This window comes from Candidatus Acidulodesulfobacterium ferriphilum (genome assembly GCA_004195035.1).
GTDB classification, from domain to species: domain Bacteria; phylum SZUA-79; class SZUA-79; order Acidulodesulfobacterales; family Acidulodesulfobacteraceae; genus Acidulodesulfobacterium; species Acidulodesulfobacterium ferriphilum.
Window position 1 is genome coordinate 25,683 of record SGBD01000003.1, and the last position, 25,073, is coordinate 50,755.

General features: G+C 37.7%; 22 protein-coding genes. 11 read left to right on the forward strand and 11 right to left on the reverse strand.

The window, feature by feature from the left end; genetic code table 11:
• Positions 1-3: 3 nt before the first annotated feature.
• Both dnaK and dnaJ read left to right on the forward strand, forming a co-directional pair.
• The gene (gene dnaK, locus EVJ47_06070; GenBank protein ID RZD14231.1) at positions 4-1,932 is read left to right on the forward strand and encodes a molecular chaperone DnaK; all 1,929 of its coding nucleotides are present in this window, start codon (positions 4-6) and stop codon (positions 1,930-1,932) included.
• A gap of 183 nt (positions 1,933-2,115) precedes the next feature.
• Positions 2,116-3,213 (forward strand): molecular chaperone DnaJ, encoded by a 1,098-nt coding sequence (gene dnaJ, locus EVJ47_06075; GenBank protein RZD14232.1) that lies wholly within the window; start codon positions 2,116-2,118, stop codon positions 3,211-3,213.
• An 85-nt stretch (positions 3,214-3,298) separates the two neighbouring features.
• Here the strand turns inward: dnaJ and EVJ47_06080 are convergent, their stop codons facing one another.
• The gene (locus EVJ47_06080; GenBank protein ID RZD14233.1) at positions 3,299-4,717 is read right to left on the reverse strand and encodes a DNA recombination protein RmuC; all 1,419 of its coding nucleotides are present in this window, start codon (positions 4,715-4,717) and stop codon (positions 3,299-3,301) included.
• Between the two features lie 242 nt (positions 4,718-4,959).
• Between EVJ47_06080 and EVJ47_06085 the strand changes: the two genes are divergently transcribed.
• The 3 genes from EVJ47_06085 to EVJ47_06095 are packed head-to-tail and all read left to right on the forward strand — an operon-like array spanning position 4,960 to position 8,048.
• Positions 4,960-6,381 carry a TolC family protein gene (locus EVJ47_06085; protein RZD14234.1) on the forward strand — a complete coding sequence of 474 codons (1,422 nt, stop codon included), beginning with the start codon at positions 4,960-4,962 and terminating at the stop codon, positions 6,379-6,381.
• A gap of 54 nt (positions 6,382-6,435) precedes the next feature.
• Positions 6,436-7,602 carry an HlyD family secretion protein gene (locus EVJ47_06090; GenBank protein RZD14235.1) on the forward strand — a complete coding sequence of 389 codons (1,167 nt, stop codon included), beginning with the start codon at positions 6,436-6,438 and terminating at the stop codon, positions 7,600-7,602.
• Positions 7,603-7,652: 50 nt separating this feature from the next.
• Entirely contained in the window at positions 7,653-8,048 is a 396-nt protein-coding gene (locus tag EVJ47_06095) for a c-type cytochrome (GenBank protein ID RZD14236.1), read from the forward strand.
• Positions 8,049-8,111: 63 nt separating this feature from the next.
• On the opposite strand, the gene EVJ47_06100 is transcribed toward EVJ47_06095, so the two are convergent.
• Complete coding sequence (locus tag EVJ47_06100) at positions 8,112-9,017, reverse strand: mechanosensitive ion channel (protein RZD14237.1); 906 nt, start codon at positions 9,015-9,017, stop codon at positions 8,112-8,114.
• A 282-nt stretch (positions 9,018-9,299) separates the two neighbouring features.
• On the opposite strand from EVJ47_06100, the gene EVJ47_06105 reads away from it, so the two are divergent.
• The 3 genes from EVJ47_06105 to EVJ47_06115 all read left to right on the forward strand — a co-directional run bounded on the left by EVJ47_06105 (position 9,300) and on the right by EVJ47_06115 (position 12,684).
• Positions 9,300-10,370 (forward strand): flavodoxin-dependent (E)-4-hydroxy-3-methylbut-2-enyl-diphosphate synthase, encoded by a 1,071-nt coding sequence (locus tag EVJ47_06105; protein RZD14238.1) that lies wholly within the window; start codon positions 9,300-9,302, stop codon positions 10,368-10,370.
• A gap of 19 nt (positions 10,371-10,389) precedes the next feature.
• On the forward strand, positions 10,390-12,129 hold the full coding sequence (locus EVJ47_06110) for a proline--tRNA ligase (protein ID RZD14239.1): 1,740 nt from the start codon (positions 10,390-10,392) through the stop codon (positions 12,127-12,129).
• Positions 12,130-12,213: 84 nt separating this feature from the next.
• Complete coding sequence (locus EVJ47_06115) at positions 12,214-12,684, forward strand: ATPase P (GenBank protein RZD14240.1); 471 nt, start codon at positions 12,214-12,216, stop codon at positions 12,682-12,684.
• 72 nt (positions 12,685-12,756) lie between these two features.
• Here the strand turns inward: EVJ47_06115 and EVJ47_06120 are convergent, their stop codons facing one another.
• The 4 genes from EVJ47_06120 to EVJ47_06135 all read right to left on the reverse strand — a co-directional run bounded on the left by EVJ47_06120 (position 12,757) and on the right by EVJ47_06135 (position 16,047).
• A complete protein-coding gene (locus EVJ47_06120) occupies positions 12,757-12,975 on the reverse strand; it encodes a zinc ribbon domain-containing protein (GenBank protein RZD14241.1) in 219 nt (72 codons plus the stop codon).
• A 303-nt stretch (positions 12,976-13,278) separates the two neighbouring features.
• Complete coding sequence (locus EVJ47_06125; GenBank protein ID RZD14242.1) at positions 13,279-14,697, reverse strand: TolC family protein; 1,419 nt, start codon at positions 14,695-14,697, stop codon at positions 13,279-13,281.
• Positions 14,698-15,039: 342 nt separating this feature from the next.
• Positions 15,040-15,402, reverse strand: a complete 363-nt coding sequence (locus EVJ47_06130; protein RZD14243.1) for an ArsR family transcriptional regulator — start codon at positions 15,400-15,402, stop codon at positions 15,040-15,042.
• A gap of 174 nt (positions 15,403-15,576) precedes the next feature.
• A complete protein-coding gene (locus EVJ47_06135; GenBank protein RZD14244.1) occupies positions 15,577-16,047 on the reverse strand; it encodes a peroxiredoxin family protein in 471 nt (156 codons plus the stop codon).
• A 421-nt stretch (positions 16,048-16,468) separates the two neighbouring features.
• Here EVJ47_06135 and EVJ47_06140 point away from each other — a divergent pair, with 421 nt between their 5' ends.
• A complete protein-coding gene (locus EVJ47_06140; GenBank protein ID RZD14245.1) occupies positions 16,469-17,437 on the forward strand; it encodes a hypothetical protein in 969 nt (322 codons plus the stop codon).
• 22 nt (positions 17,438-17,459) lie between these two features.
• Here the strand turns inward: EVJ47_06140 and EVJ47_06145 are convergent, their stop codons facing one another.
• A complete protein-coding gene (locus tag EVJ47_06145; GenBank protein RZD14246.1) occupies positions 17,460-18,425 on the reverse strand; it encodes a hypothetical protein in 966 nt (321 codons plus the stop codon).
• A gap of 445 nt (positions 18,426-18,870) precedes the next feature.
• Between EVJ47_06145 and EVJ47_06150 the strand changes: the two genes are divergently transcribed.
• Positions 18,871-19,533: a hypothetical protein gene (locus tag EVJ47_06150; protein ID RZD14247.1), complete on the forward strand. Its 663-nt coding sequence runs from the start codon at positions 18,871-18,873 to the stop codon at positions 19,531-19,533.
• Between the two features lie 115 nt (positions 19,534-19,648).
• Here EVJ47_06150 and EVJ47_06155 read toward each other — a convergent pair whose 3' ends face one another.
• The 3 genes from EVJ47_06155 to EVJ47_06165 form a co-directional block, all read right to left on the reverse strand.
• Positions 19,649-20,242, reverse strand: coding sequence for a nitroreductase family protein (locus EVJ47_06155; GenBank protein RZD14248.1), 594 nt, complete (start codon positions 20,240-20,242; stop codon positions 19,649-19,651).
• Positions 20,243-20,824: 582 nt separating this feature from the next.
• Positions 20,825-21,226, reverse strand: a complete 402-nt coding sequence (locus tag EVJ47_06160) for a type II toxin-antitoxin system VapC family toxin (GenBank protein ID RZD14249.1) — start codon at positions 21,224-21,226, stop codon at positions 20,825-20,827.
• The gene (locus EVJ47_06165) at positions 21,208-21,480 is read right to left on the reverse strand and encodes a hypothetical protein (GenBank protein RZD14250.1); all 273 of its coding nucleotides are present in this window, start codon (positions 21,478-21,480) and stop codon (positions 21,208-21,210) included. Before EVJ47_06165 ends, EVJ47_06160 begins: the two co-directional genes overlap by 19 nt.
• A 701-nt stretch (positions 21,481-22,181) precedes the next feature.
• On the opposite strand from EVJ47_06165, the gene EVJ47_06170 reads away from it, so the two are divergent.
• The gene (locus tag EVJ47_06170; protein ID RZD14251.1) at positions 22,182-23,447 is read left to right on the forward strand and encodes an ATP-binding protein; all 1,266 of its coding nucleotides are present in this window, start codon (positions 22,182-22,184) and stop codon (positions 23,445-23,447) included.
• 327 nt (positions 23,448-23,774) lie between these two features.
• On the opposite strand, the gene EVJ47_06175 is transcribed toward EVJ47_06170, so the two are convergent.
• Entirely contained in the window at positions 23,775-24,902 is a 1,128-nt protein-coding gene (locus tag EVJ47_06175; protein ID RZD14252.1) for a lipopolysaccharide heptosyltransferase family protein, read from the reverse strand.
• Positions 24,903-25,073 lie beyond the last annotated feature (171 nt).

The window sequence follows — 25,073 nt, forward strand, 5'->3', positions numbered from 1 at the left end:
ATCATGGGAAAAGTAATTGGAATCGATTTGGGAACTACAAACTCTTGCGTTGCGGTTATGGAAGGGGGGGAGCCCGTCGTAATCGCAAACTCGGAGGGAGCAAGAACAACCCCGTCCGTCGTATCCATAACAGATAGCGGAGAAAGACTTGTCGGACAGGCCGCAAAAAGGCAGGCCGTCACTAATCCCGAAAATACGATTTACGCAGTTAAAAGATTAATAGGCAGAAAATATAACTCGCCGGAGGTTCAGTCTTTTAAGAAGGTATGCCCGTATAAAATCGTGGAAAGCGACAACGGGGATGCATGGGTTGAAATAAAAGGAAGAAAATATTCTCCCGCCGAAATTTCATCGATGATTTTAACTAAAATGAAAAAAACCGCCGAGGATTATCTCGGCGAACCCGTAACGGAGGCTGTTATAACCGTACCTGCTTATTTCAACGATTCGCAAAGGCAGGCAACGAAGGATGCGGGTAAAATTGCGGGGCTGAATGTTTTAAGAATTATCAACGAACCGACGGCATCCTCTCTTTCTTACGGACTCGACAAAAAAAAGGAAGAAAAAATTGCCGTATATGACCTCGGCGGCGGAACATTCGATATATCGATACTGGAACTGGGCGAGGGGGTTTTCGAGGTTAAATCCACTAACGGCGATACATTCCTTGGAGGCGAAGACTTCGACCAAAAAACGATAGATTATATTGCTTCCGAATTTAAAAAGGACTACGGAATCGACTTAAGAACCGATAAAATGGCGCTTCAAAGACTAAAAGAAGCTGCGGAAAAGGCAAAGATAGAACTCTCGTCGTCATTGGAAACGGATATAAATCTTCCGTTTATCACGGCGGACGCAAGCGGACCTAAACATCTCAATATGAAACTTACAAGGGCTAAGTTTGAACAGCTCACAAACGATTTAATCGAAAAATCTATCGGTCCTGTAGGAACTGCATTAAAAGACGCAAACTTAACGCCTTCTCAAGTCGATGAGGTTGTGCTGGTCGGAGGACAGACAAGAATGCCGAAAGTCCAGCAAAGGGTTAAAGAATTTTTCGGAAAAGAACCCCATAAGGGGGTTAACCCCGATGAGGTCGTGGCGGTAGGCGCGGCAATACAGGGCGCCGTTTTAAAAGGCGAGGTTAAAGATGTGCTTCTGCTCGATGTTACGCCTTTATCGCTCGGCATAGAGACTCTTGGCGGCGTTACTACAAAACTTATCGAAAAAAATACCACTATCCCGACAAGAAAAAGTCAAATATTTTCTACCGCGGCCGATAATCAGCCTGCCGTTACCATTAATGTTCTTCAGGGCGAAAGGGAAATGGCCGAAGGCAACAAAAGCCTTGGAAGATTTGAATTGACGGGGATTCCGTCTGCTCCGAGGGGCGTTCCCCAAATCGAAGTTACATTCGACATTGATGCCAACGGAATAGTTCATGTCTCCGCGAAAGACCTTGGGACGGGAAAAGAACAGTCCATTAGAATCACTGCTTCCAGCGGACTTTCTAAGGAAGAGATAGATAAAATGGTTAAAGAGGCTGAACTCCATAAGGAAGAGGACTCGAAAAGGAAGGAATTAATCGAGGTGAGAAACCACTTAGACGGTTTGGTTTACTCCGTCGAAAAAACCCTGAAAGACTCCGCGGATAAGATTGAATCTTCCGATAAAATGACCGCCGAAGAAAAAATTGCGGATGCAAAAAAAGCAATAGAATCCGATGACATAGACAAAATAAAGTCAATAACGGAGGAATTGGAAAAATTGTCCCATTCTATCGCAGAAACGATTTATAAAAAGACGGCTCAAGCTTCCGGCGCCGGTCCTTCCGAAGCTGAACAGGGGCAAGCCGCAGGGCAGGCATCGCAGGATGAAAATGTCGTGGAAGCGGAATATGAAGAAGTAAAGGATAAAAATAAAAATCAATAATTGATTTAACTTAACAATATATATTAGAATAGTGTAAAGAACAATATATTAAACTTGCTCAAAATTGCCGATAGAAATTATTAAAAATATTACAATGCGTTAATCCAAAAAAAGAAATTTCTACCTGCAATTTTGGGTATATTTATATAAATAATAACGATTATATTATTAAACACAGGTGATATGGCAGCTAAAAGAGACTATTACGATGTTCTGGGGGTTGACAGAGATGCAACCGCCGATGAAATAAAAAAGGCCTATAGAAAATTGGCCTTGAAGCATCATCCGGATAAAAATCAAGGCGACGGGGAATCCGAAGAAAGATTTAAGGAAATAAACGAGGCTTACGAGATTTTATGCGATGAGGAAAAAAGGGCGGCTTACGATAGATTTGGGCATGAAGGAGTCGGCGCTCAAGGCGGAGGCTATGGTTTTGGGTTTAGCGATATATTTAACGACTTTTTCGGAGATATCTTTTCTCATTCAAACAGGAAAGCTAAGCAAAGAAGGGGTGAAGACCTCAGGTATGCCGTTAAAATTAAATTTGAAGAGGCGCTCCTCGGCGTATCGAAAGAGATAAAATTTAACAGGTATGAGAAATGCGCAAGTTGTGACGGAACAGGGGCAAAAAAGGGGTCGAAGCCCGTTGTGTGCCCCATATGCAAAGGAACAGGTGAAATCAGGCAGCAGCAGGGGTTTTTTACGGTCTCCAGAACCTGTTATAAATGCAAGGGCGAGGGTGAATTTATAGAAAACCCGTGTCCCGTTTGCAAAGGCGACGGCAGGGTGATAAAGGAGCGCAAATTAGACATAAAAATACCCGCCGGTATCGACGACGGCAACAGGCTTAAGGTTTCAGGAGAGGGAGCGTCCGGAATTTACGGGGGACCCGCCGGGGATTTGTATGTGGATGTTGTTGTGGAACCGCATCATATATTTAAACGGAGCGACAGCGACATTTTTGTCAGCATACCGATAAGTTTTGCTCAGGCTGCGCTGGGCTGCGAGGTGGAAGCCCCCACCGTTGACGGAAAAGCAACTATAAAAATCCCGTCAGGAACTCAAAGCGGAACCCAATTCACATTGAAAGGCAAGGGAGCTCCAGGGCTTAATAGCGGCGTAAAGGGGAATGAGTATGTCAACATTATCGTGGAAACGCCGACGAACTTAACCTTAAAGCAAAAAAGATTGCTTGAGGAGTTTGCTTTAGAAAGCGGTGAAAAAACGCATCCGTTAAAAAAATCATTCATAGACAAGATTCTTTCCATCAATAATAATTAATACGCAGGGTCATGTACATTATCGCTGTTCCTGATTTATTTGATTTTGGAATTTTTTAAATAGTTTCTAAATCGGGATTAGGGTATTATATATCGTATTTATCGTACTCGATTTTTTCGGGAAGGGATTTTGCGGATTTTGCCCCCAATTTTTTTATTCCCTCGAGCTTACCGATTAAATTACCTCTTCCTGTCCGTAATTGTTTAAAGGCTTCCTCGTAAGCGTTACCTGCTTTCTTAATTCCCATTTCTATTTCCTGCATGCTTTCGATAAAATTAATAAACTTTTCGTGCAATTTTCCCGCTTCATTCATTATTAATACGGCATTGCGTTCGAGATTTGCCTGATACCAGAGATTTTCCACCATTCTCAGCATTAAAAGAAGGATGGACGGGGTGGCGATTATTATATTTTGATTTAAAGCCTTTTTAAGTATATCTTTATCTTCGTTCAGCGCAACGGTATAAGCAAAATCTATCGGTATAAACATGATAACAAAGTCAAGGGATTTGCCGCCCAGAGCCGTGTTGTACCGTTTCCCGCTTAATTCGTCGATATGCTTTTTAATAGAGTCGATGTGTCCTTTTAAATAAACCTTTCTGCCTTCATCGTTTTCGTCGGCGCTTATATACCTTTCATAATCTGTCAGCGAGACCTTTGAGTCTAAAATTAGCTCTCTTTTCTCAGGCAAATAGATGATAACATCCGGCCTTAAATTTTGAGCATGTTCATTTTCACCCGTTACGCTAAGGTTTTTTTGCGTTTCATAATTTTCGCCTTTTATCAGACCGGAGTTTTCAAGAAGCATCTCTAAAACCATCTCCCCCCAATTTCCCTGAACCTTTGCGTTTCCCTTTAAGGCTTTGGTGAGATTTTCGGTTGTCAGCTTCATATTGTTTTCCGTCTCTATAAGCTTAGTTATTTCGTTTTTTAGCGAATAGCGCTCTTTTGTTTCGGAGATATGGGTATCCTCGACCTTTTTTTCAAATTCCTTAATCTTTTCGGACAAAGGCTTTAATATATTATCCATGTTTTCTTTATTAGTCTCGGTGAATTTTTTGCTTTTATCCTCCAATATCTCTGTGGAAAGGTTTTTGAATGCCTCTGTAAACCTGTTTTCAAGCTCCAGAAACTCCGATTTTTGATTATTTAATCTTAAATCAAAATCCGCCTTTTGGGCGGCTATTCTTTCCTCAAGATTTTTATTATTGGTGGCCGCCTCGGAAAGGCCTACCCTGAGACCGGTATTTTCTTTTCTCAGGTTGAAGATTTCGGTTTCCGCGCCGCTTAACCTTTCGGCTGTCTGGTTATGCCGGCTTTTTTCGTTCTTAAGCTCGCTCTCAAGCACGATGTTGTTTTTGATATTTTGGTCGTTTTGAAGGGAGTTTTTTGTTATGATGTCGGAATAGTATGTTTTAAGCTTAGCTGTACGAACAAGCGAAACAATTACGGAAGCGGTAAATAAGACGAAAAATACCGCGGCTATAATTATAATAATTATCATCTGGACTGAGTCTTAACCTTAATATTTAAATATTAATAAAAGTTGAATCGTTAATAAAAAAATAATAAATATATAGATTTATATATAAATTTAATATTGCATTTTTATTCCGTTTTGTCAAATGCCGGGGGAAGAAATAATTGTTGACTTATGACTTTAAAGTCATTATAATAAAATTTACGCTTCAAAAAAAAATAGATATAGATAAATATAATTATAATTAAGGGTAACAAGGATTAATTATGGAAGATAAGTCTAAAAAGAAAAAATATCGCATTGCCCTTTCCTTCGTTTTAATTATAGTATTATGTTCGGTTTATTTAATTATTCCGGTTAGCAAAGCCTTTGCCTTTAAGGCGAGGCACGGAATCGGGATTAGAAATCGGCAAAGCTCAAACTCAAGAGTGCTCACTTTAAAAGAAGCCTACATCTTGGCTGCCCGCCGCAACGGCGCCATCAGGGCCAACAAAGAAAGCTATTACCAGTCCACGCTTTTAAAATGGTCTGCTATCAGTATGCTTTTGCCGAATATAAATCTCACATACAAAGACCAGAGGTTTCATTTGCATGAGCCGGCACCCGTGCCTTCTACCTCCGGTTCAAGTAATAATTTTAGTTTCTTTTTTCCCAATTATGAATACAGTTTTACCTTAGACCAGCCGATACTGAAGCTGGGCGCTCTTCCTGCTTACGGGGCTGCCGAGAATACGGTTTCGCAGGCAAAAATGAACCTTAATAATGTTTCGGCAACAACCCTTTATAATGTCGCCGCATCTTATTATACCGTTCTGAACGACATCAGTTTAATTAATGCCGACACGAAGACCTATAACGAAGCAAAGTCGCATCTTGAGCTTACCGAAGCAAAACTTCAAGCTGGGCTTGCCATAATTACCGATGTTCTTCAGGCAAAATCACAGTTCTATGCCGCAAAACAGGAACTTATCGGCGCTAAAAATTCGCTTAAATCGGCGAAGGCCGAACTTGCCTCTATTCTTGGCATCAGCCGCCGTTTCAAAGTTATTAAACCGCCGGAGCCGGTTATTAAAAAGGCTTTGTTAAAAAAATATATTTTTTTGGCTTATAAAAATAATCCGGGGTTAAGGTCGTTAAAATATGCAAAAAAGGCTGCAAACAATGAAACGCAGTATTACGAGACCCAATATATTCCTCAGATTAATTTTCAGGCTTCTTATAACGCCCTTTCCGATAATCATTTTATACCCGGGGGTTCTTTGAATTACTGGACGGCGGGGGCAATATTAACTATGCCTATATTTCAGGGCGGCACAAGAATTATATCCATCGAGAAAGCCCGTTCCGCCGCTAATGCGGCAATGTACAATATGATACAGTCTAAAAGAAATTTAAAGGCGCAGGTTATTTCGGATTTTTACAACATACAGAACCTTAAATATGAAGTTGCGGCTCTTGAGCACGAGGAAAAGTTCGCGTCAAAAAACTATATGCTCGTCGAAGAAGAGTATAAGGCGGGGGTTGCTACAAGCGTCGATGTCGTAACCGCTTTAGCCCAGCTCACTACCGCAAGGCATAACCTTTTGACCGCCAATCTAAGCTATTACAAATCCGTTTTAAACCTCAAAAGGCTTACCGGCTCTTTTAAAAGGAAACTTATAAGTTTAACCGTGGATAAGTTTAATTAAATAAACTTTATTTGAATATTATTATAATAATAAGAATAAAATGGTGATGCCTAAATGAACGGTGATAATGAAAAAATCGGCGGTAACGAAGACGGCGGCGCGTTCGCCAATAATAGTAAATTTACTAAAAAAAATATTATAACCGCATCTATTATACTTTTATTAGCCATAATAGGCGGTGTTTTTGTTTTAAGATGGTATCTTTTCGGTCTCACCCATGTTTATACCGAAGACGCCGAGATAGACGGGCATATCGTTTCCGTCAGCACGCAGGTTCCGGGCAATATCACGGCAATCTATGTGTATAAGAACGAGCATGTTAAAAAAGGGGAGCTGATTGCGCGCATTAGCGATTCCACATATTACCCTGCAATGCTTCAGGCAAGGGCAAATTATAAGCTGGCAAAGGCCAAACTCTTTAGCGCGGGCGGCAGTGTAGCGCAGTTTATAGGAAACTCTTATAATTCGTATTATTTGAATAAATTGGCTTACAGGACCGCTTTAGCAAATCTTCATAAGGCTAAGCTTACTTATAAATTAGACAAAAAAAATTACTTAAGAGGGCTTAAACTTTTTAAAAAAGAGTTTATAACAAAACAGCAGTTCGATACATTAAAAACGCAGTATTTAGTTTCTAAACAGGCGCTTATTTCCGCCGTGTCGTCCTTAGGTTCCGCAAAAAGGAATTATTTTGAGTCAAGCTATGTGAAAAGCGTCAGTTTTGCAAATAAGATGACCACATTAATACCGTTAAAAAAAGCTATTAAGATTGCGAAAGCGGCATATAAAACCGCCCTCGCAAACTATAAAAACACCTATATATATTCTCCTATAAACGGCGTTGTTACCGAAAAAATGTCCTACATCGGAGAGTATATTACGCCGGGGACGCCGATAGTTATGGAAAATAACCCTCAAAGGGTATGGGTTACCGCAAATGCTAAAGAAACCGTCATTGGAAATGTAAAGAGGGGAGATCCTGTTAAAATTACCGTAGATTCTTTCCCCGGAAAGACTTTTAAAGGCACGGTAGAATTCGTCGGTTCGGTGAGCACTTCTAAGTTTGCGTTGATTCCGACAAATAACCCCTCGGGAACATTTACGAAGGTTACGCACCGGCTTCCCGTAAGGATTAAAATATTGAACGATAAAAATCATATCTTGAAACCGGGAATGATGGTTGAGGTGACGATAAATACGGCGGCAGATGCGAATAAATGAATAATGAAGCGGTAAAATGGCAAAAAGTATGAAAATAGGGGGATAAATTTATGAAAAGCAGCCTTAAAGTTATAGCTATAACATCGATATTTGTGCTTGCCTTCTTCTTTTTAGGTTTTATAAAGCCCAAGCCTGCATCCGCAAGATTTTTTAATACATATAAAAGCGGCGGTAAATACCTATTTCATTATTATAATTGCGACGATTGTCATTCAATTAACGGAGTCGGCGGCAGTTTAGGTCCCTCGTTATCTAACTATGGCAATATTATTCCGGATTTTAACTGGACGGTAGAGCAGATTAAAAATCCTGATTCTCATTTTAAAAGAGGAGATAAGATAAGCATGAACGGTAAAACCTATTATGTCATTATGCCCTCTTACGATTACATACCGCTTAAAAACATTAAAAAGATAGCCTCGTATCTTGAATCCTTAAAAAAATAACCCTATATTTATTTATTGTATGTTTTACTTTTAAACAAATATTAATAAAGGGCGCTTTAACCGTCAATCACTGCTGTCTTGCTTAAGGATGCCACCGTCTTGCCTGAGGATGCCGCCTGTTGCATCAGTATTTTGTATCCTTAAATCGTTTTTAAACACTAAGTTTGTCCACGGATATGTCAAGTCGATGTCATATTCCGCGAATTTCTTGGCTATCTCAAAATTTATATCGCTTATAACAAAGTGCCTTCTAATCGGGGTTGCTATCCATAGAATCAGCTCGAGATTGAAAGATGAGCTTCCAAACCCGATAAACCAGACCGTCGGTTTTGGCTTTTTTAAAACCTCCGGATTATTCTCGGCTATTTCAAGTAAAACCTTCCTTGCAGGTTCTAATTTAGAGGCGGTTTCCTCAATGCCGAGAGGTATATGCAGCCTTATTTTCGGGTCCCTATGAGACCAGTTTATAACATTTGAGGTTATAAAATTAGAATTTGGAACGATGATAGAGATGTTATCCCTTGTGGTAATCGTTGTGCTTCTCGCTCTTATATCGCTGACAATTCCGTCGTAACCCGACACCTCGACATATTCCCCTTCCTTTATCGGCTTTTCGAACAGTATAATAATGCCGGAAATAAAATTGCTTATAATGTTTTGCATGCCGAACCCTATGCCAAGCCCTATAACGCCTGCTAAAAAGGCAAGCGAGCTTAAGTTTACTCCCAGAACCTGAAAAGATATAAAAAAACCGATTATTATTATAAGGTATTTGATAAATCTTGTTACGGTTTTTATAAACAGTCTGTTTAGCGTGGCATTCTTCTTGAATTCCTTTTTAATTAGAAATGAAAATAAATAGGCGGCAAGGTACGCGATTATGATAATAGAAATAGACAGGACTATTGAATAAAGGCTTATTTTATCGCTGCCGATATTATATGTTTTGTTTTTAAGAAATTCGAACATAGTTAAAATTATTAATTAATGCTGGATTCCCGCTTTCGCGGGAATGACATAGCGATGATATGCATTCACTTTCCGAATGATACAGCGATACATGCATTCACTTTCCGAATGTCATTCCCGCGAAAGCGGGAATCCAGCATATAAAATTCTAAATCTGGATTTAGGTTGCAATTTTCATTTGTTTTATAATTTATAATTATAATATAATAATTATATAAAATAAAATTAAATAACAATAAAAACAGCAGGGAATAAAATAAACAAAAAAATATAAAATATAAAATGATAAAAAGAAGACCCACCCGAACCGTTAAAGTCGGCAGTGTTTTGGTTGGCGGGGATGCGTCCATAAGCGTTCAGTCTATGACAAATACGGCCACGGAAGATACGCTTTCCACTGTCCGCCAAATAAAAGAACTGGAAAGTTATAGCTGTGAAATAGTCAGAGTTGCGGTGAATACGATTGAATCCGCAAAATCCTTAAAAGATATAATAAAGCAGGTTAGTATTCCGGTAATTGCCGACATTCATTTTGACCACAGGCTCGCGCTGGCAGGGGTGGAGGCGGGAGTGAGCGGTTTAAGGATTAATCCTGGAAACATCGGGGATAAGAAAAAAGTAAAAGAAGTCGCGGCCGCCTGCAAAGATAAAGCTATACCTATAAGAATAGGGGTAAATTCCGGGTCTTTGGAAAAGGGAATTTTAGACAAAAACGAAGGCGATTTTGCCGCGGCAATGGTCGAAAGCGCCCTTAAACATATTAAACTGCTCGAAGATGAATCGTTTTACGATATAAAAATTTCATTAAAATCAACCGATGTTTTAACGACCGTTCGCGGGTACGAGCTTTTAGCCGCGCATGTCGATTATCCCTTTCATATCGGCATAACCGAGGCTGGAACCGTTTTTTCGGGAGCGATAAAATCTGGAGTCGGGCTTGGGCTTTTGCTTTATAAGGGGTTTGGTGATACCGTCAGGGTTTCTTTAAGCGACGACCCCGTCATGGAGGTTATAGCGGGTTATCATATTTTAAGGGATTTGGGCTTGCGGGAGGGGGGCGTCAGGTTAATATCCTGTCCGACTTGCGGAAGGGCTGAAATAGACATAGTCAATATCGCAAAGGAGTTCGAAAGAATCTCTTTTAAAATAAAGTCTAACATAAAGGTTGCAATAATGGGGTGCGTCGTAAACGGACCTGGAGAATCGGCTCACGCGGACGTCGGTATCGCGGGCGGCAAAGGAAAATCGGTTTTATTTGCAAAGGGCAAAATAATCGGAAAATTTGACAACGAAGAAATATTGAGCGTATTAATTAAGGAAATCGAAAACATTACAGGAGAGAAAATTTTATGAGGCAAAGGGGTAAATAAACATGAGATATTCTAAATTTTTTATACCGTCGTTAAAAGAAGACCCGAAGGAGGCCGTTCTTAAAAGCCATAAACTGCTTTTGAGGGCGGGATATGTCAGACAGCTTTCGGGGGGCATTTACACCTATCTGCCGCTCGGCTTAAGAAGCTTGAGGAAACTGGAATATATAATAAGGCAGGAAATGAATTCAGCGGGGGCGGTCGAACTTTCTATGCCTTTTGTTCAGCCTTTGGATATTTGGAGGCAGTCCGGCAGGGATGAAGACTACGGAAAGGAATTGTTAAGGTTCAAAGACAGGCAGGACAGGGATTTTTGTCTTGCGCCGACTTATGAAGAGGTTATAACCGACCTTGCAAAAAGAAACATTAAATCTTACAAGGAATTGCCGTTAACCTTATATCAGATACATCTTAAATTTAGAGATGAAATGCGCCCAAGATTCGGCCTTATGCGCGCAAAAGAATTTATTATGAAGGATGCTTATAGCTTTGACGCAGACGACGCAGGTTTAGACAAAAGTTACAAAGCGATGAGGAAAGCGTACGAAAGCATATTTAAAAGGCTCGGGTTTGCCTTTAAATTTATTAAAGCCGAAGCGGGGGAGATAGGCGGCTCATACTCCGAAGAGCTGATGGTTTTTTCGGAATACGGCGAAGACAGGATAGTCCTGTGCGGTAATTGCGGATATTCAGCCTCTATAGATGACGCCGATTCCGTCGGCGATTATCACGGTCCTCTCGAATCGTGCAGACAGCCCAGAATGACAAAGCTGTTTACCCCCGGCAAAAAATCGGTCGAAGATGTCAGCGCGTATCTTAAGGTGGATAGAACCTGTTTTGCGAAAACAATTATATATGAAACGGAGTCCGGTTTTGTAGTCGGAGTCGTAAGGGGGGACAGAGAGATAAACGAGCATAAATTAAAAAAGGCGGCAGGCGTTAAAAACTTGTTTCTTGCCAAGGAATCGGATGTGGAAAGAATAACAGGCGCTCCTTGCGGCTTTGCCGGTCCGTTCGGTCTTAACGGGGTCCGCCTCATAGTTATAGACGAGGAGATAAATAATTCGGAATACTGGATTACCGGGGCAAACGAACAGGATGCCCACATGGCAAATGTAAAGCCCGAACGCGATTTTACGCCCGATGTCGTCGCCAACATAAGAAGCGTTCAAAACGGGGATAAATGCCCCAGATGTTCGGGCGGCTTAAGCGTTAAAAATGCAATCGAGCTTGGGCATATTTTTAAGCTCGGCGATAAATATTCAAGCATTTTAGACGCAAAATTCTTAGATGAAAAAGGAGAATTTAAATTTTTCGTTATGGGATGTTACGGGATTGGAGTAGGAAGAACCCTTCAAACGCTTATAGAGGTTTTTTCCGACGAATCTGGAATAAATCTTCCCACGTCTATAAGTCCGTTTACCGTTGCGGTTGTTTCGCTGAATACCGGAGATGAGGAGATAGTCGGCCTTTCCGAAAAGATTTACGGCGACCTTAAATCTTCGGGAATAGATGTTCTTTACGACGACAGAAAATTATCGGCGGGGGTTAAACTTAAAGATATAGATTTAATCGGAATACCGTTTAAAATAGTTATCGGAAATAGAACGATTAAGGATAAAAAATATGAACTGATTATAAAAACCGGCAACATAAAAGAGTCTTACGAAGACCTCGAAAGTCTTTATAAAAGGGTGTCAGAATTATCGAAGATAGACGGCTTTTTCGGGAATGACGCATAGACGCATGGATATTACAATAGTTTCTAACGGTGAGTTAAGAGTATATTATTAATTTATTAATTAGCTGAGCTGAAGGGGTACGCCATGATAGAACTAAATATACCGGGCATTACAAATGTTAAAATAGAAAATGTGGTATTCGATATGAACGGAACGCTTTCGGAAAACGGGTTAATAAAAGAGTCCGTAAAAGGGCTTTTAAACGAGCTTTCTAAGCATGCGTCCATATATATAATTACCTCCGATACTTTTGGAAGCGCCAATGAATCAGTTAAAGGGATAAATGCCAAACTTTACATAATAAAAGGAGACGATTCAGCCCAGAAGAAAAAGGAGATGGTTTATAAATTAGGGTATTCAAAAACTGTGGTTATAGGCAACGGCTATAATGATTATGCAATGTTTAAGCAGGGTGTTATAGGTATCGGAATAATGGAAAGCGAAGGGCTTGCCGTTAAAGCCGCCCTTCACTGTGATATTATTGTGACAAAAATAGAAAATGCTATAAATCTTTTGTTGAATCCTAAAAAATTAGCTGCCACATTAAGAAATTAATTTAATTTCGCAAGAATAACAAGCGAGAATGACAACTTGCCGGAAACGGGCAGACCGCCCGCTAAATTAAGCTCAGCCAAAACCGCTGCTGTGTCCGCCGCCGCAAGAGCCGGATGAATTATAACTTACAGGAGACCCGGAATTTCCATAGCTGCTAAAAGAGCTAACCCTTTTAACCGGTTTTTCTGCTCCGCAAACAGGACATTTAATATCTTCACCCTTTTCGCTGAGCCTCTGATAAATTTCAAATACTTTTCCGCATTTTTGGCACTGATATTCATATATCGGCATATTTTACAATATCCTCCTTTATAATTTAGATTTATTATTTTGGTTATTATAACATAAAACCCGCCGAAAATCTATGGCGGTGCGTCAACCCAAAATTGCCGATAGAAACTCTTAAAACTGCTTCAAAGTTTTATAAGCACTGGATTAACGCTTCGCTCTCGACCTTTGGTCTCATGAAGTTTATTCTAAACTTTCCCGCCTACGCGGGAATGACACCAGTTGGGTGAAGGTCTAAAAACCTGCAAAGTCATTCCTGCGTAAGCAGGAATCCAGAATTAAAATTTTCTATCGGCAATTTTGGGGTCAAGATTTAGATTCGGGAACCATCGTTAATCTTCCCGTAACAAGTTTTATGTAATATTTATTTAAAGTTAATTCGTATAACGCGTTTAAATAGCTTACTCTGGCTGTTTTATACTGATCCAGCGTTTTATATAGATTTATTAAGGTTGTCATGCCCGCCTTATATCTATTGGCCGTAATTCTTAATGTCTCTTTGGCATTTAAAACGGCTAATTTTGCAACATTTGTATTTATAAAATTTGTCTTATATTGCAAATAAGCCTTTCTAACCTGCATTTCAATCTTATTTCTAAGCAGTCCCTGATATTCAATCATTGTGTTATAACGGCTTTTTGATTTTTGCAGATTATTATAATCGCGTAATCCCGAGAAAATATTGAAGTGGAGCATTACGGTAAAGGCGTAACTGTAAGAATCATCCGGATGTATGGCAGGCCCGTTGCTAAAATAGTCATATCCGGCAACAAGCGTGGGTAAAAACTTTCCGTACGCCTCTTTAATTCCAATGCCCATATTCTTTTTATTAAAAAGAAGCGCTTTATAATCGGGTCTATAGGCAAACGCTTCTTTTTGCAAAGAATTAATCGACAGAGATTTATTGTAAGAAGGCGTCAATTTAGATGTCAATTTATATTTTGCGTCAACATTCAGTCCTATCGTGATATTTAAAAAATATTTGGACAGTTTATAATTCTTTTTTGCCGTAGCAAGCTTTTCTTCCGCCGTAGCAAGCTCGACTTTCGCCCGTAAAACATCCGAAGAAACAACCTGTCCGGCTCTATAAAGGTTTTCCGACAAATTTTTATAAGCCTTAGCGGTTTTCACAATGCTTTTCATTAACTTAACATATTTATGCGCCAGAATGACGGAGTAATAAGCCTTTGCTACGCTGTAAAGCACCTTTTGCTTTGTCTCGCTTAACCCATTTTTTAAGGATAACTTATGAAGGCGCGCCCTTTGATAACCAAGGTAAATTTTTCCGCCCATAAACAACGGCTGTTCTATTTGGAATTCGGATTGATAGTTGTGAATCATTCCCGGGTTATTTAAGAAATTGGGGCTGAAATAACTCTGGACATTTTGATTTGTAAGGATTTTTTGGTTCAGAACGCTCCCAAATGCGTATAGCGGATTATCCGTGTTTAAATATGTTTCGTTAAAATTAATCTTCGGGAAAAAACCGCTTAAAGCCTCATTTTCTTCATAGCCGGCTATATTAAGATTTGCCTTTCCCAATCTCAGTATTTTATTGTACTTTAACGAGTATAAAAAGGCTTTGTTTATAGACATACCCTCTATTCCGGCTGCGCACGCGCCTTTTGGAACAGTTATCGCCGTTATAAGAATTGCGATTGGAATTAAATAAAAAATACTGCTAAAAGGATTATCGGTAATTTTAGTTGTTTTACTTTTATTCATATATATTAATAATTATATATTTAAATTTAGAACATTGCAATTAAAATAAATGACCCAAATCCCGATTTAGAAAATATTTAAGATATTCCAATATTAAGTAATTCTGGATTCCCGCTTTTGCGGGAATGACACCCAAAGGGTGAATATTTAAATCGCAGTTCAGTCATTCCTGCGTAAGCAGGAAAGTTTCTTTGAAACTTCACGAGTGCCGTAAGGCACGAGAGCGAAGCGGTAATCCAGAATATAAAACCCTAAATAGGGATTAGGGAATGAATTGAAAATCAGCGGAGCTCATTTATTACAGATATAGGGTAAAGGTTTTTTTACGATAAAATTTAAGATTTATTTTGGTAAATTCAAAGAAATAGAATTATCGGCTTTTGCGCCATGATTGTTATTGGAAGAATTACTGTAATCTTTTAACTCGTTGAATATCCTTTCGATCCTCTTATCGCTAAGCTGATAGCACATCATCACGCCATCGCGCTTGCAGCTGACTATGCCTTTATTTTTAAGAGAAACAAGGTGCTGTGATACGGTTGCCTGAGGAAGCCCAAGGGTTTCCCATATATTCTTTACGCACGATTTATTGCTGATTAAAACTTCTATTATTTTGAGCCTTATGGGATGACCAAGCGTTTTAAGAATCTCAGCCTCGGCAACAAATGAGCTTCGCTGATTTTCAATTTCATTTTTTTTATCCATTATTTATTTATTCCGTGGAAATTTAATAAATTAAAAAAAATTATCAACTATAAAATATAAATATATACATATATCATGATTATATTTAATTTTAAAAATTGTGTCAATAAAAAATAAAACCCCTGTCTGATGCCAGGGGTTTTATTTTAGCAGTATCGTTTTTGCCGTTTATTTTTAGAACGCTAAATGTATGTCGGCGCCGGCGGCATAATCCAAAAATGAAGCCGCTCCCGCGAATTCAAGCCCGTCGATCAAATCCTCTTTTTTAAAGCCGAATAAATCCATTGTCATCTGGCAGGCTATCATCCTGACGCCCGTTTCCTGACATAAGGCAATAAGTTCGGGAACGGTAGCAACGCCATTTTTTTTAATCATGGATTTCATCATAGTGGTAGCCATGGCGGTCATACCCGGCAGCGCGCCGATAATATTTGGAACGGGCATCGGCATTGCCGGATTGCCAAGGGGGGCAACTTTGAGGCTGTCTCCCGCATCCTTTCTTAGAATTGCCAGTCCGTAAAATGTAAAAAATATGGCGCTCTCGATATCGAGCGTTGCGGCGGTTGAAGCAAGAATAAGCGGAGGATATGCCATGTCAAGCGTGCCGTGAATGGAAATTATAGCCATTTTTTTTTGATCAGCCATTTTCTTTCTCCTTCTTTAAGGTTTAATTAAATTTTTTAATAAAATAAACGAAGTCAGTTAAATTTATATGGATTAGGCCGATGCTCTAAACCTGTTCAAATTTAAATTAAAAATAAAATGATTTATTAATTTAATAAAATAAATCAAAAATTGTCAATAGTTAAATTATAATCCCTTATAAATTCATGAGAAATAACTTATATTAAATTTTAAATTAATTTTTTATTAAAATAATATAAAAAAATATAATTTATACCCTGTTTTTCGTTTTAAAAGCATTGTTTTAGCTAAAATTATGCCCCAAATTTGACAAATCATAAAAAGTGTGGTACATTTTATATCAAAAATATAAAAAAAGTTTATTTATTTTGCAAAAATAATATTCGTTAATATTTATTTTAGATAATTTTGAGGAAAAATATTGAAGATAGTTAAAAAATTCTTTGGAAATTTGAAACCTGCTCCGCTGGGCGCGCCGTTTGCAGGCGAAGCGGGCCGCGCCGGTTTCGCATCCCGTTTCCGCATATCTATAAGAAGTTTTGTTAAGAAAATTAAATTTAAGTATTTTCTGCCTATTTTTATGTTAATTTTCATACTGGCTTCGATAGCCCTATTTTCTTATTATTATGCACTCCCTATGTATTACAGCCTGTTAAAAGAGCATCGCGAAATAAAAATTCTTAAAAACAAAATTCGCGTAGATCATGAAAAAACCCAGATTTTAAAAATTATAACTTCGTTCCATTCGGGACTTCCTCCGGCGGAAGAAAAAAATATTTCCGACCTTATTTTTAATATCGGGAAAAAATATACGATAAGCCCCGCCTTAATTTTAGCGGTTATCAGGGTTGAAAGCTCGTTTAACAATTTTTCATATTCCAATATGGGCGCCGTAGGCCTTATGCAGGTTAGGCCGGTCACCGGACTTTATTTAATCAAAAAATATAAGATTAAGTCGAAGGAATTTAATTATAATACGAACCGTATAGAATATCTGCCTGTCAGTTATTTATATAATCCTTCCCTGAATATCAGGATTGGGGCAAGATATTTATTAAGTTTATTGTACGAATTTAAAAATTTAAAGCTGGCACTGTTTGCCTATAACGCCGGTCCGACTATTATTTTTAAAACCATAAATTCAAATCAATTAAATTTAAAAGAAGAAGGGAGCATTTTAAACAAACTGGAAAGCACGAACCAATTATTCTCGGATTTTTATTACGGATATTATAAAAGAATTAAGAAATATTTTAAGGAGTATAATAAAAAGATATTTAAAAATGATGATAATTTAAGGGTTAGCTGGAAACATAAAACTTTAGGCGGAAAGCCTTCCCAAGTCCGCATCGCGCCCGTTAATTATAATCCTGTGCTGGCCATAAAATAGCGGATAGCGGGGAAATCGATATTCACATAAAATCAGAGTTATGGCTTTTTACATATCCCAATGATTTTATAAAGGATATTACCATTATAAAAGAAATAATAAAGACGACCAAGAAAAATCCTACCCCGAGACTGTGAAGATTATGAACCTTAATAGGGGTTATAATTCCTATCTGAATTAATTTAGGAAAGGCAAATTCCAGTATCGCGACAAATACAAAAGTCAGTCCGCCCCAGAAAAGGGTAAGTCCCGATGTTCTTTTGGCAATATATTCTATGCCCTTTTTTGGAATATTCAAAACTTCCATAAACCTTCCTATAAGCATGCCGACAATTATTTGCGTTACCATAGTTCCAAATCCAAACAGAAGCCCGGGTAAAAATCCAAAATAAGCGTTCGGCATTTTAGGGGCAAGGACGGTATATACGATAATGGCAAACGCCCCCGTGCCCCATCCTGCGATGAAACCGTGTATCAATACCATATATATAGGAACAGGCTTATGTTCTTTATTAGCCGTCAATTGATTTCCGTGTTTAATATTATTAAAACTATTTCTGTTTTTAAGATGCGGTTTCTCATTCGAGTTTTTTAGAATCAAAAAATTTAATAAATTCATTACGGCGTGTTCTATTCCTTCGAATAATTCGAAATTTTTTCCAATGCCGATTATGTAAGCCCCGGCGTATGACATAACAATTCCGACGAATATATATACGACAGGGATAACATCCGGTTTTGTCAATATCTTTCCAAGGGCAAAATATGACAGCTCGGATGCGAAGGCTCTTTGAAGCGTAAACGCAAGCGAAAAAAGAAGTCCGGTTTTAAACCCTCCCTTCGTGCTATAACTGCCTATAGAATAACTGAAAGTAATCGGCCAGGTATGTTCATCGGGGGTAAATCCGTGAATAATTCCCAGAAGAAATGCGGTAAGCAGTATCGAAAATATGGATGAAAAACTTTGAGGATTCCAGAGATTTATCATATGGGGATGTTAAATTTGGAGCCGTAAAACTCCCTTGTTTTTATATAAATTATGACATTATTTTATGCTATAATATTATAATATAAAGTCGATGCAAAACAAAGCGTATTTATGTTCCTTAATCCTGCAATAGAAAATATTGCAATGTTTCTTTTATATGTAAATACTGGATTCCCGCTTTCGCGGGAATGACTATACGGGGATTAAGGTTTTAACCAAAAGGGTGTCATTCCCGCGAAAGCGGGAATCCAGAAAATAAATTTCTATTGCAGGATTAAGGATGTTCAAAAATATTAATTATAAAAGCATTGACCATTGACGCAATTCGGCAAAACTTGACAAAAACGGCTTGCCGGTGATAAAATACAAACCAGTCGGTATGAGAGGAATTTAATAAATTTATTAAATTTAATTTGCAAATTAATAAAACAGGCAAGAGGTTTTTATGGAACTGCTCGATTGTATTTTAACACGGTCGTCGAAAAGGGATTTTAAGGATATTCCCGTTCCGAGGGATGTTCTTGATAAATTATTGGAGGTTTCTTTAAATGCCCCGTCCTGGGCTAATTCCCAGCCGTGGGAGATTGCCGTTTCGATCGGCAGGACAAGCGAATTTATTAAAGAAAAGATTTATAAGCCGGCATCGGAGGATAATCCCGGAAATCCCGATTATCCGTTTCCGGAGTTCTGGCCCGAAAGGCAGGCTAATAACATGTTTGAAACGGGCAGGCACAGGTATGAAGCTCTCGGCATTGCAAGGGACGATAAAGCGGGGCGCAGGGAGATAACCCTTTCAAACTATCTGTTTTTCGGATCCCAAACGGCAATATTTATTTATATGGATCAAAAATTGGGACACTGGTCAACGCTCGATTGCGGAATGTTGATTCAAAATATTCTTCTGGCCGCGCACGATTTAGGTCTTGGAGCCTGTCCGCAGGCTTATTTAGTCAGGTATCCCGATATATTAAGAGAGGCTTTTAAGCTGCCCGGCAGTAAAAAATTTGTGCTGGGAATTTCCATAGGCTATTATAAAAAGGATAGTGCTATTAATAATATTAAGACTTCGAGAACAAGTTTGAAAGACGCCGTAAGGTATTACGAATAATTTGCGAAATAAACTTATAATCTTAATGTTAAGCGGTGAGCAGCGCGGGGGTCGAACCCACGCGGCCGCCTGAGTGAAACAGTTTTGAACGAAACATATTTATGCGCTGTTTACTTTATATTACTTCGATTATTTCCGAAACATTTTTTCTTTCGGTTTTAGAATGTCTTTCTACCGGCTTTCCTACAGGGATAAGTGCAACGAGATTGTCGGGGCTTTTTACGCTGATAATGTCTTCCAATTCCTGCTTTGCGATTAACGGGCCGGTCATCCAACAGGCTCCCAAACCCTCGTTATGGCAGAGAAGCAATATGTGGGTAATAAAACTTGAAACGCTTTGAAGCCCCGGGTTTACGATAAATTTTCTGGCGAAGTTTCTGTCTTTGTCCGTTTTTTCAAGAATATTATCGATATTTCCGATGTACGGTTTTTCAACAATTGCCAGTACGATAGGCGCCTCATTAAAGAATGTATAAACACCGGGAGTATCTTTTTCTGTAATGGTTTTATATACCTTTTCGACCCCGTTTCTCATCCTGCCCAGAACATCTTTATTTTTAATTATATAAGTAAACCAGTTTTGCGAATTGCCCCCGCTCGGGGCGTTCGACGAAATTTCGATAATCTTTATAATTTGGCTTATATCTATATCTTCTTTCTCGAACCTTCTAATGCTTTTTCTTGTTTTAATCGCAAGGGTCAGATCCATAGTATAATAACATCCTCCATGATAGGTGAAATAATCAAGATTTTAAGATTTCAAAATATTCGGGCGGCAGCACTTAAGCCGCGGCCCGAATATTATCGCCGGAATCTCAGTTTTATTTCTTCTTTGTTGACGGTTTTTTTGTTTCTTTCTTTACAGGCTTGTTTGCCATTTTATATCACCTCCCGTTGGTTATTATGATTATTATATATTATATATATCAAATATTAATATTAGGCAAATAAAATCGTTCATCTAAAATCATTTAGATAAGATTATTTATCGCGCCGTTAAATATTATATCGTCAACTTTTAATTTGTCTTGAATCTGCCCAAATTCATTTTTCTATAATTTTTCTATAACTGACATTGTAAAAATTAATTTTATGGATGAAGAAGAAAAGGAAATTATCAAATCCTTAAAAGACATAGATGTAGATTCCATTAAAAACGATAAAAAGAATATTGAACTGCTCCAAAAATCTGCAAAGGATTATATTGCCAAACCCCCAAACCCCTGCAAATTAAGCGACTAGAAGGAAGACGGCAGACACCTTTTTTCAACCATATGGCGTTTTACGGCCATCAATCGTAAAATTCTGTTATAATTAGCGGGATATTAAGATAGTGCTTGTCGGTCGTAATAACTTTAAGCCCGTATTCCATAGCCGAAGCGGCTATCCATATATCGTTGGATGGTATCGGCGTACCGTTTTTGCGCAGGTAATTTATTATAGCCGCATATCTTTCGGAGGTTTCTTCGCCGATAGCGGCAACATTTACCCTTGAAGATTTTAAGAATTTCCTGAGAATTTCCCTGTTCCGCTCCTCGTTTTTCCCCATAACGAATCCGGATAATAATTCACCTATCACAATCGGATTTATAAATATCTCATCTGAAATTTGTATTGCAAATTTTATCTTATCGTGTCCTCTCAAGAAAGAAGAGTAAGCGGAAGTATCAAGTATTATTTTTCTGCTGTCCATAACTCTTTATCAATTTTTCTTATATCTGAAAGATTTTTTTTAAACGCTTCGGCTTCGCTTTCCGACCATAAACCGGAAAAACAGTCTAAGTCATGATACAGCTTTTCTTTTTTGCTTTTATTTTTATTAATGCCTATAGATTTTACCGCCAGCGAAACAAGCGCCCTGTTAAGACTGATCCCCTTTTCCGCAGCCTCTTTTCTAATAATATTTTCGAGTTCGTCCGGTATTCCTCTTATAGTAAGTTGTTTCATCGATATTGCCTCCATTTATGATTCACAATAGAGTCATTTTATATTATAAATAAATCTATTATCGCATCATACGAAAATATTATCAACTATTTTTTCCCGCCCAAAGGTATATTTTTGTATTTAATGAAAAAGGTATCTGAAAAAGGTATCTGTAATGAAAAAGGTATCTGATTTATTTTATCTCTTACCCCCGCCTGTATTTGCCTAAAAAGGCATCAAAGACATCAAGCCGCAGCGAAATTATTAAGTCGCCGGCAGTATATTTCGTTTCTCTTATCTATAAAAGGGAAACGAAATATACTGCCGAAGCAAAATCTTCCGAACTTAAAAAAACCAGTTATTACAAGGTCGTTCAGGAGCTTTATCGAAAAATACAATCCTAAGGAAGCAGGGATAATAAATCTTTCGCTTAATTTTAAGACGGTTTATAAAGGCACGGAAATAAAATTTATACCAGCGGTTGATTTAGCAGTTTAAGAAAAATCCCAAAATTGCCGATAGAAATCTCTAAAATGGTTTTTATCTTTGCACGCCAAAGATGACGAAGTTTTTTTTGGGATTTAATTTTACTTCGGCTATCAATATTGTTTTATCCATATTACTTACCGCCCGCCAGACATGGAAAACCGCCCCTTGCAAAATCTGGATTTGGGTTGCAAAAATACCTTGTAATTTTGCAATATGATTGATATAATCTTTTTATGGATTATATTGAAAGATCGATTACCGATAAAATTATATCAAGGTTTCAACAAAGGCGCGTTATCGCGATAACCGGAGCAAGACAGACCGGCAAAACCACGCTTTGCAAAAATATTATTCCGGCGGCGATAGATAAACCTTTTAAGTATTACACGTTTGACGACCCCGATGAAAGAATAAGATTTAAAAATTCTGCAATAAGGATTCTTGAAAATATAAAAGAACCAGTAATAATTCTTGATGAAATTCAAAAAATACCTGAAATTTTCGATCCCCTAAAATATTTAATAGACAAAGAAGGGCAGAATAAAAAATTTATTATTACCGGTTCATCGCAGATACTGCTTATAAAGGGAATAAAAGAAACGCTTTCCGGCAGAGTATTCCTTTTTAATCTTTATCCCCTTTCTTTTTCGGAAGTAAATCAAAGACGGGGTAAATTAATTTTTTTAAATAAGATAATAGAGCAAAAAGGAATTTTTAAAAAAGATATCGAAGAAATAAGTCTTATCCCTTCGGATAAACTTAGATATTTATTGAATACAAGGGATAAACTTTTGGAATGGGGCGGCTATCCTGCAATATGGCGGATGGACAATGACGATAAGGGCATAGAAAAGATTGGTTGGTTAAAAGACTACAGGAAGACATATCTTGAAAGGGATGTACCCGATGTTGGAAGTTTTACTAATCCCGAGGCGTTTATTTTAACGCAAAAACTATTGGCGTTAAGAACAGGGCAGATTCTATCGATTTCCGAAATAGCAAAAGAAGCCGGTGTAGCTGTTAATACCGTTAAAAGATATATTTACATTTTAGGTGCAACATTCCTATGTTTTTTGCTCAATCCGTATTTTAATAATACATCTAAAAGGTTAGTAAAGAGTCCTAAGATATATTTTCCGGATAATGGATTAAACAGGGTGATAGCAGGGGAAGACGGAATTTCCAGAGGAGCCGAATATGAGACATGGATATTTTCGGAACTTTTAAAATGGAAAGAACTCCAGGACATAGAACCAGAGATTTATTTTTATAAAAGCGCTTCGGGGCTTGAAGTCGATTTTATTATAAAAGCTAAAGGTTTTATCCTGCCTATCGAAGTAAAATCCACTCAAAAAGTAAATTACGCCGACGGAAGAGGCATCGAGTCGTTTCTTAAAGAATATAAAATTCCTTTAGGAATAATCGTTTATCAGGGTAAAGAAATAACGGAAATAAGAAAAAATGTTTTTGCCGTCCCCGATTGGCTTTTGTTTACCTGATCATGCAAACGGGTAATTGGTACTATTACAATTTTACAATAAATAATAAACAAGATTACGAAAATCTATGAAAATCCTTCACATTATTTCTTCGAGGGGATGAGGCGGGGGCAGAAAACAGCGCCGTTTATCTTGCAAAAAAACAGATAGAAAAAGGAAACGAAGGGTGCATTATGCTTTCAAAATTTTCCCAATAAGTTCTTCCATAATATGAAACATCGACTTCATAGATTCTTAATTCTGTGTCAGAAATAAAGAACCTTCCGGGCGGATTCACCTAATTTTTGCTATCCCATGCATTTTAAGATGTTTATTTCCTTTAAACATTTACGTTTTCGCTTTTTCCTTTAGTCCTATATCTTCAATTACCCTATCTATATCTATTTCTTCCATACATTTTAGATTAACCGGATTATTGCAACTGCTTATTTTATAAAACGAGCAAGGGGAGCAATCCAAATTTGACCAAAAATACCCGATGTTATTAAAGGGAAGCGAGTTTTTTGGGTTGGAGTATCCGAACAGGCAGTAAGTATTTTGATTTACCAAAGACGAGATATGCATTAGTCCTGAATCAATGCAAATATTTAAAAAGCTGCCTTGAAGGAGTAAAAAAGCCTCTTTTATATTTTTGGTTTTTTTGATGAACACTTTTTCCTTAAGATTATCGTTAATAAGTTCTAAATATTTATAGTCATCCGGTCCGCCCAGAAGATTTATTTCGCAATTTATAAATCCGTTTCTTAGCAAGTTGATTAACTTAAGCGAATTTGCCAAGGGGAGCATTCTGTGCATAAGCCCCCCGCTATTGCTTGATAGTATTAAGTTTACATATCCGGCTTTTCTATGTTCTTTGCTTTCTTTTTCCAAATCGGGTAATTTCAAAGTGAATTGTTTATCTAATTTTTTAATATCAAAAAGCGGGGTGAAAAGATTTAAATAATTCTCGAAGATATGGGTGTCTGCCTCTAAATTAACGAGGAGATCGTATAGCGCCGTTTTAACCGGAGCACTGTTAAATCCTATTTTATAAGAATTTACGAAAAATAGCATCAGCGGAATGTTTACCGGCATACCGGTCATATCGAAGACGGCATCGTATTTGCTTTTTTTGATATGACCGGTAATTTTAAAATAGTCAATTAAGTTTAATGGATTAAATGAGATAATGTCGAATTCATTGTTGGTTTTTTGAAAGATTGAAAAAATAGGATTTTGTTTTGTTGTCAGGACATCAATTTTTAAGCAGGGATATTCCGCCTTTAACCTGTGGATTATTTCGGTGATGTAGATAGAGTCGCCCAGCCCTTCAAGTTTGATAATCAGTATTTTTTTAATTGAAACAGGAGGGTTTTTTTTGCTCCCCCCAAAGATTTTAAAGGTTTTGAGAATTTTAACCGAAATAGGGCTGTTAATAAAGCCCGAGATAAATTCGTTAATTTTTTTGTTATTCAAAATATTAGCTATAAAATAGCTTAAAATAAATTAATGTAATTGTATAATTACCTCTTTTATTAATTATAGTTCATTATAGCAAATTTATTTTCTTTACAAAATATAGAAAATAATGTGAAAGATAGTGTATAATCATAATGTCCTTGAATGTAAACAAATTTAATTTAAATA

What these genes read in the sequence shown, in the direction of transcription:
- EVJ47_06170 (RZD14251.1), top strand. Translation starts at nt 22,182, where the DNA reads ATGGATTATATTGAAAGATCGATTACCGATAAAATTATATCAAGGTTT.
- EVJ47_06110 (RZD14239.1), top strand. Translation starts at nt 10,390, where the DNA reads ATGAGATATTCTAAATTTTTTATACCGTCGTTAAAAGAAGACCCGAAG.
- EVJ47_06100 (RZD14237.1), bottom strand. Translation starts at nt 9,017, where the DNA reads ATGTTCGAATTTCTTAAAAACAAAACATATAATATCGGCAGCGATAAA.
- EVJ47_06150 (RZD14247.1), top strand. Translation starts at nt 18,871, where the DNA reads ATGGAACTGCTCGATTGTATTTTAACACGGTCGTCGAAAAGGGATTTT.
- EVJ47_06145 (RZD14246.1), bottom strand. Translation starts at nt 18,425, where the DNA reads ATGATAAATCTCTGGAATCCTCAAAGTTTTTCATCCATATTTTCGATA.
- EVJ47_06105 (RZD14238.1), top strand. Translation starts at nt 9,300, where the DNA reads ATGATAAAAAGAAGACCCACCCGAACCGTTAAAGTCGGCAGTGTTTTG.
- EVJ47_06125 (RZD14242.1), bottom strand. Translation starts at nt 14,697, where the DNA reads ATGAATAAAAGTAAAACAACTAAAATTACCGATAATCCTTTTAGCAGT.
- dnaK (RZD14231.1), top strand. Translation starts at nt 4, where the DNA reads ATGGGAAAAGTAATTGGAATCGATTTGGGAACTACAAACTCTTGCGTT.
- EVJ47_06135 (RZD14244.1), bottom strand. Translation starts at nt 16,047, where the DNA reads ATGGCTGATCAAAAAAAAATGGCTATAATTTCCATTCACGGCACGCTT.
- EVJ47_06080 (RZD14233.1), bottom strand. Translation starts at nt 4,717, where the DNA reads ATGATAATTATTATAATTATAGCCGCGGTATTTTTCGTCTTATTTACC.
- EVJ47_06090 (RZD14235.1), top strand. Translation starts at nt 6,436, where the DNA reads ATGAACGGTGATAATGAAAAAATCGGCGGTAACGAAGACGGCGGCGCG.
- EVJ47_06165 (RZD14250.1), bottom strand. Translation starts at nt 21,480, where the DNA reads ATGAAACAACTTACTATAAGAGGAATACCGGACGAACTCGAAAATATT.
- EVJ47_06085 (RZD14234.1), top strand. Translation starts at nt 4,960, where the DNA reads ATGGAAGATAAGTCTAAAAAGAAAAAATATCGCATTGCCCTTTCCTTC.
- EVJ47_06095 (RZD14236.1), top strand. Translation starts at nt 7,653, where the DNA reads ATGAAAAGCAGCCTTAAAGTTATAGCTATAACATCGATATTTGTGCTT.
- EVJ47_06160 (RZD14249.1), bottom strand. Translation starts at nt 21,226, where the DNA reads ATGGACAGCAGAAAAATAATACTTGATACTTCCGCTTACTCTTCTTTC.
- dnaJ (RZD14232.1), top strand. Translation starts at nt 2,116, where the DNA reads ATGGCAGCTAAAAGAGACTATTACGATGTTCTGGGGGTTGACAGAGAT.
- EVJ47_06130 (RZD14243.1), bottom strand. Translation starts at nt 15,402, where the DNA reads ATGGATAAAAAAAATGAAATTGAAAATCAGCGAAGCTCATTTGTTGCC.
- EVJ47_06155 (RZD14248.1), bottom strand. Translation starts at nt 20,242, where the DNA reads ATGGATCTGACCCTTGCGATTAAAACAAGAAAAAGCATTAGAAGGTTC.
- EVJ47_06115 (RZD14240.1), top strand. Translation starts at nt 12,214, where the DNA reads ATGATAGAACTAAATATACCGGGCATTACAAATGTTAAAATAGAAAAT.
- EVJ47_06120 (RZD14241.1), bottom strand. Translation starts at nt 12,975, where the DNA reads ATGCCGATATATGAATATCAGTGCCAAAAATGCGGAAAAGTATTTGAA.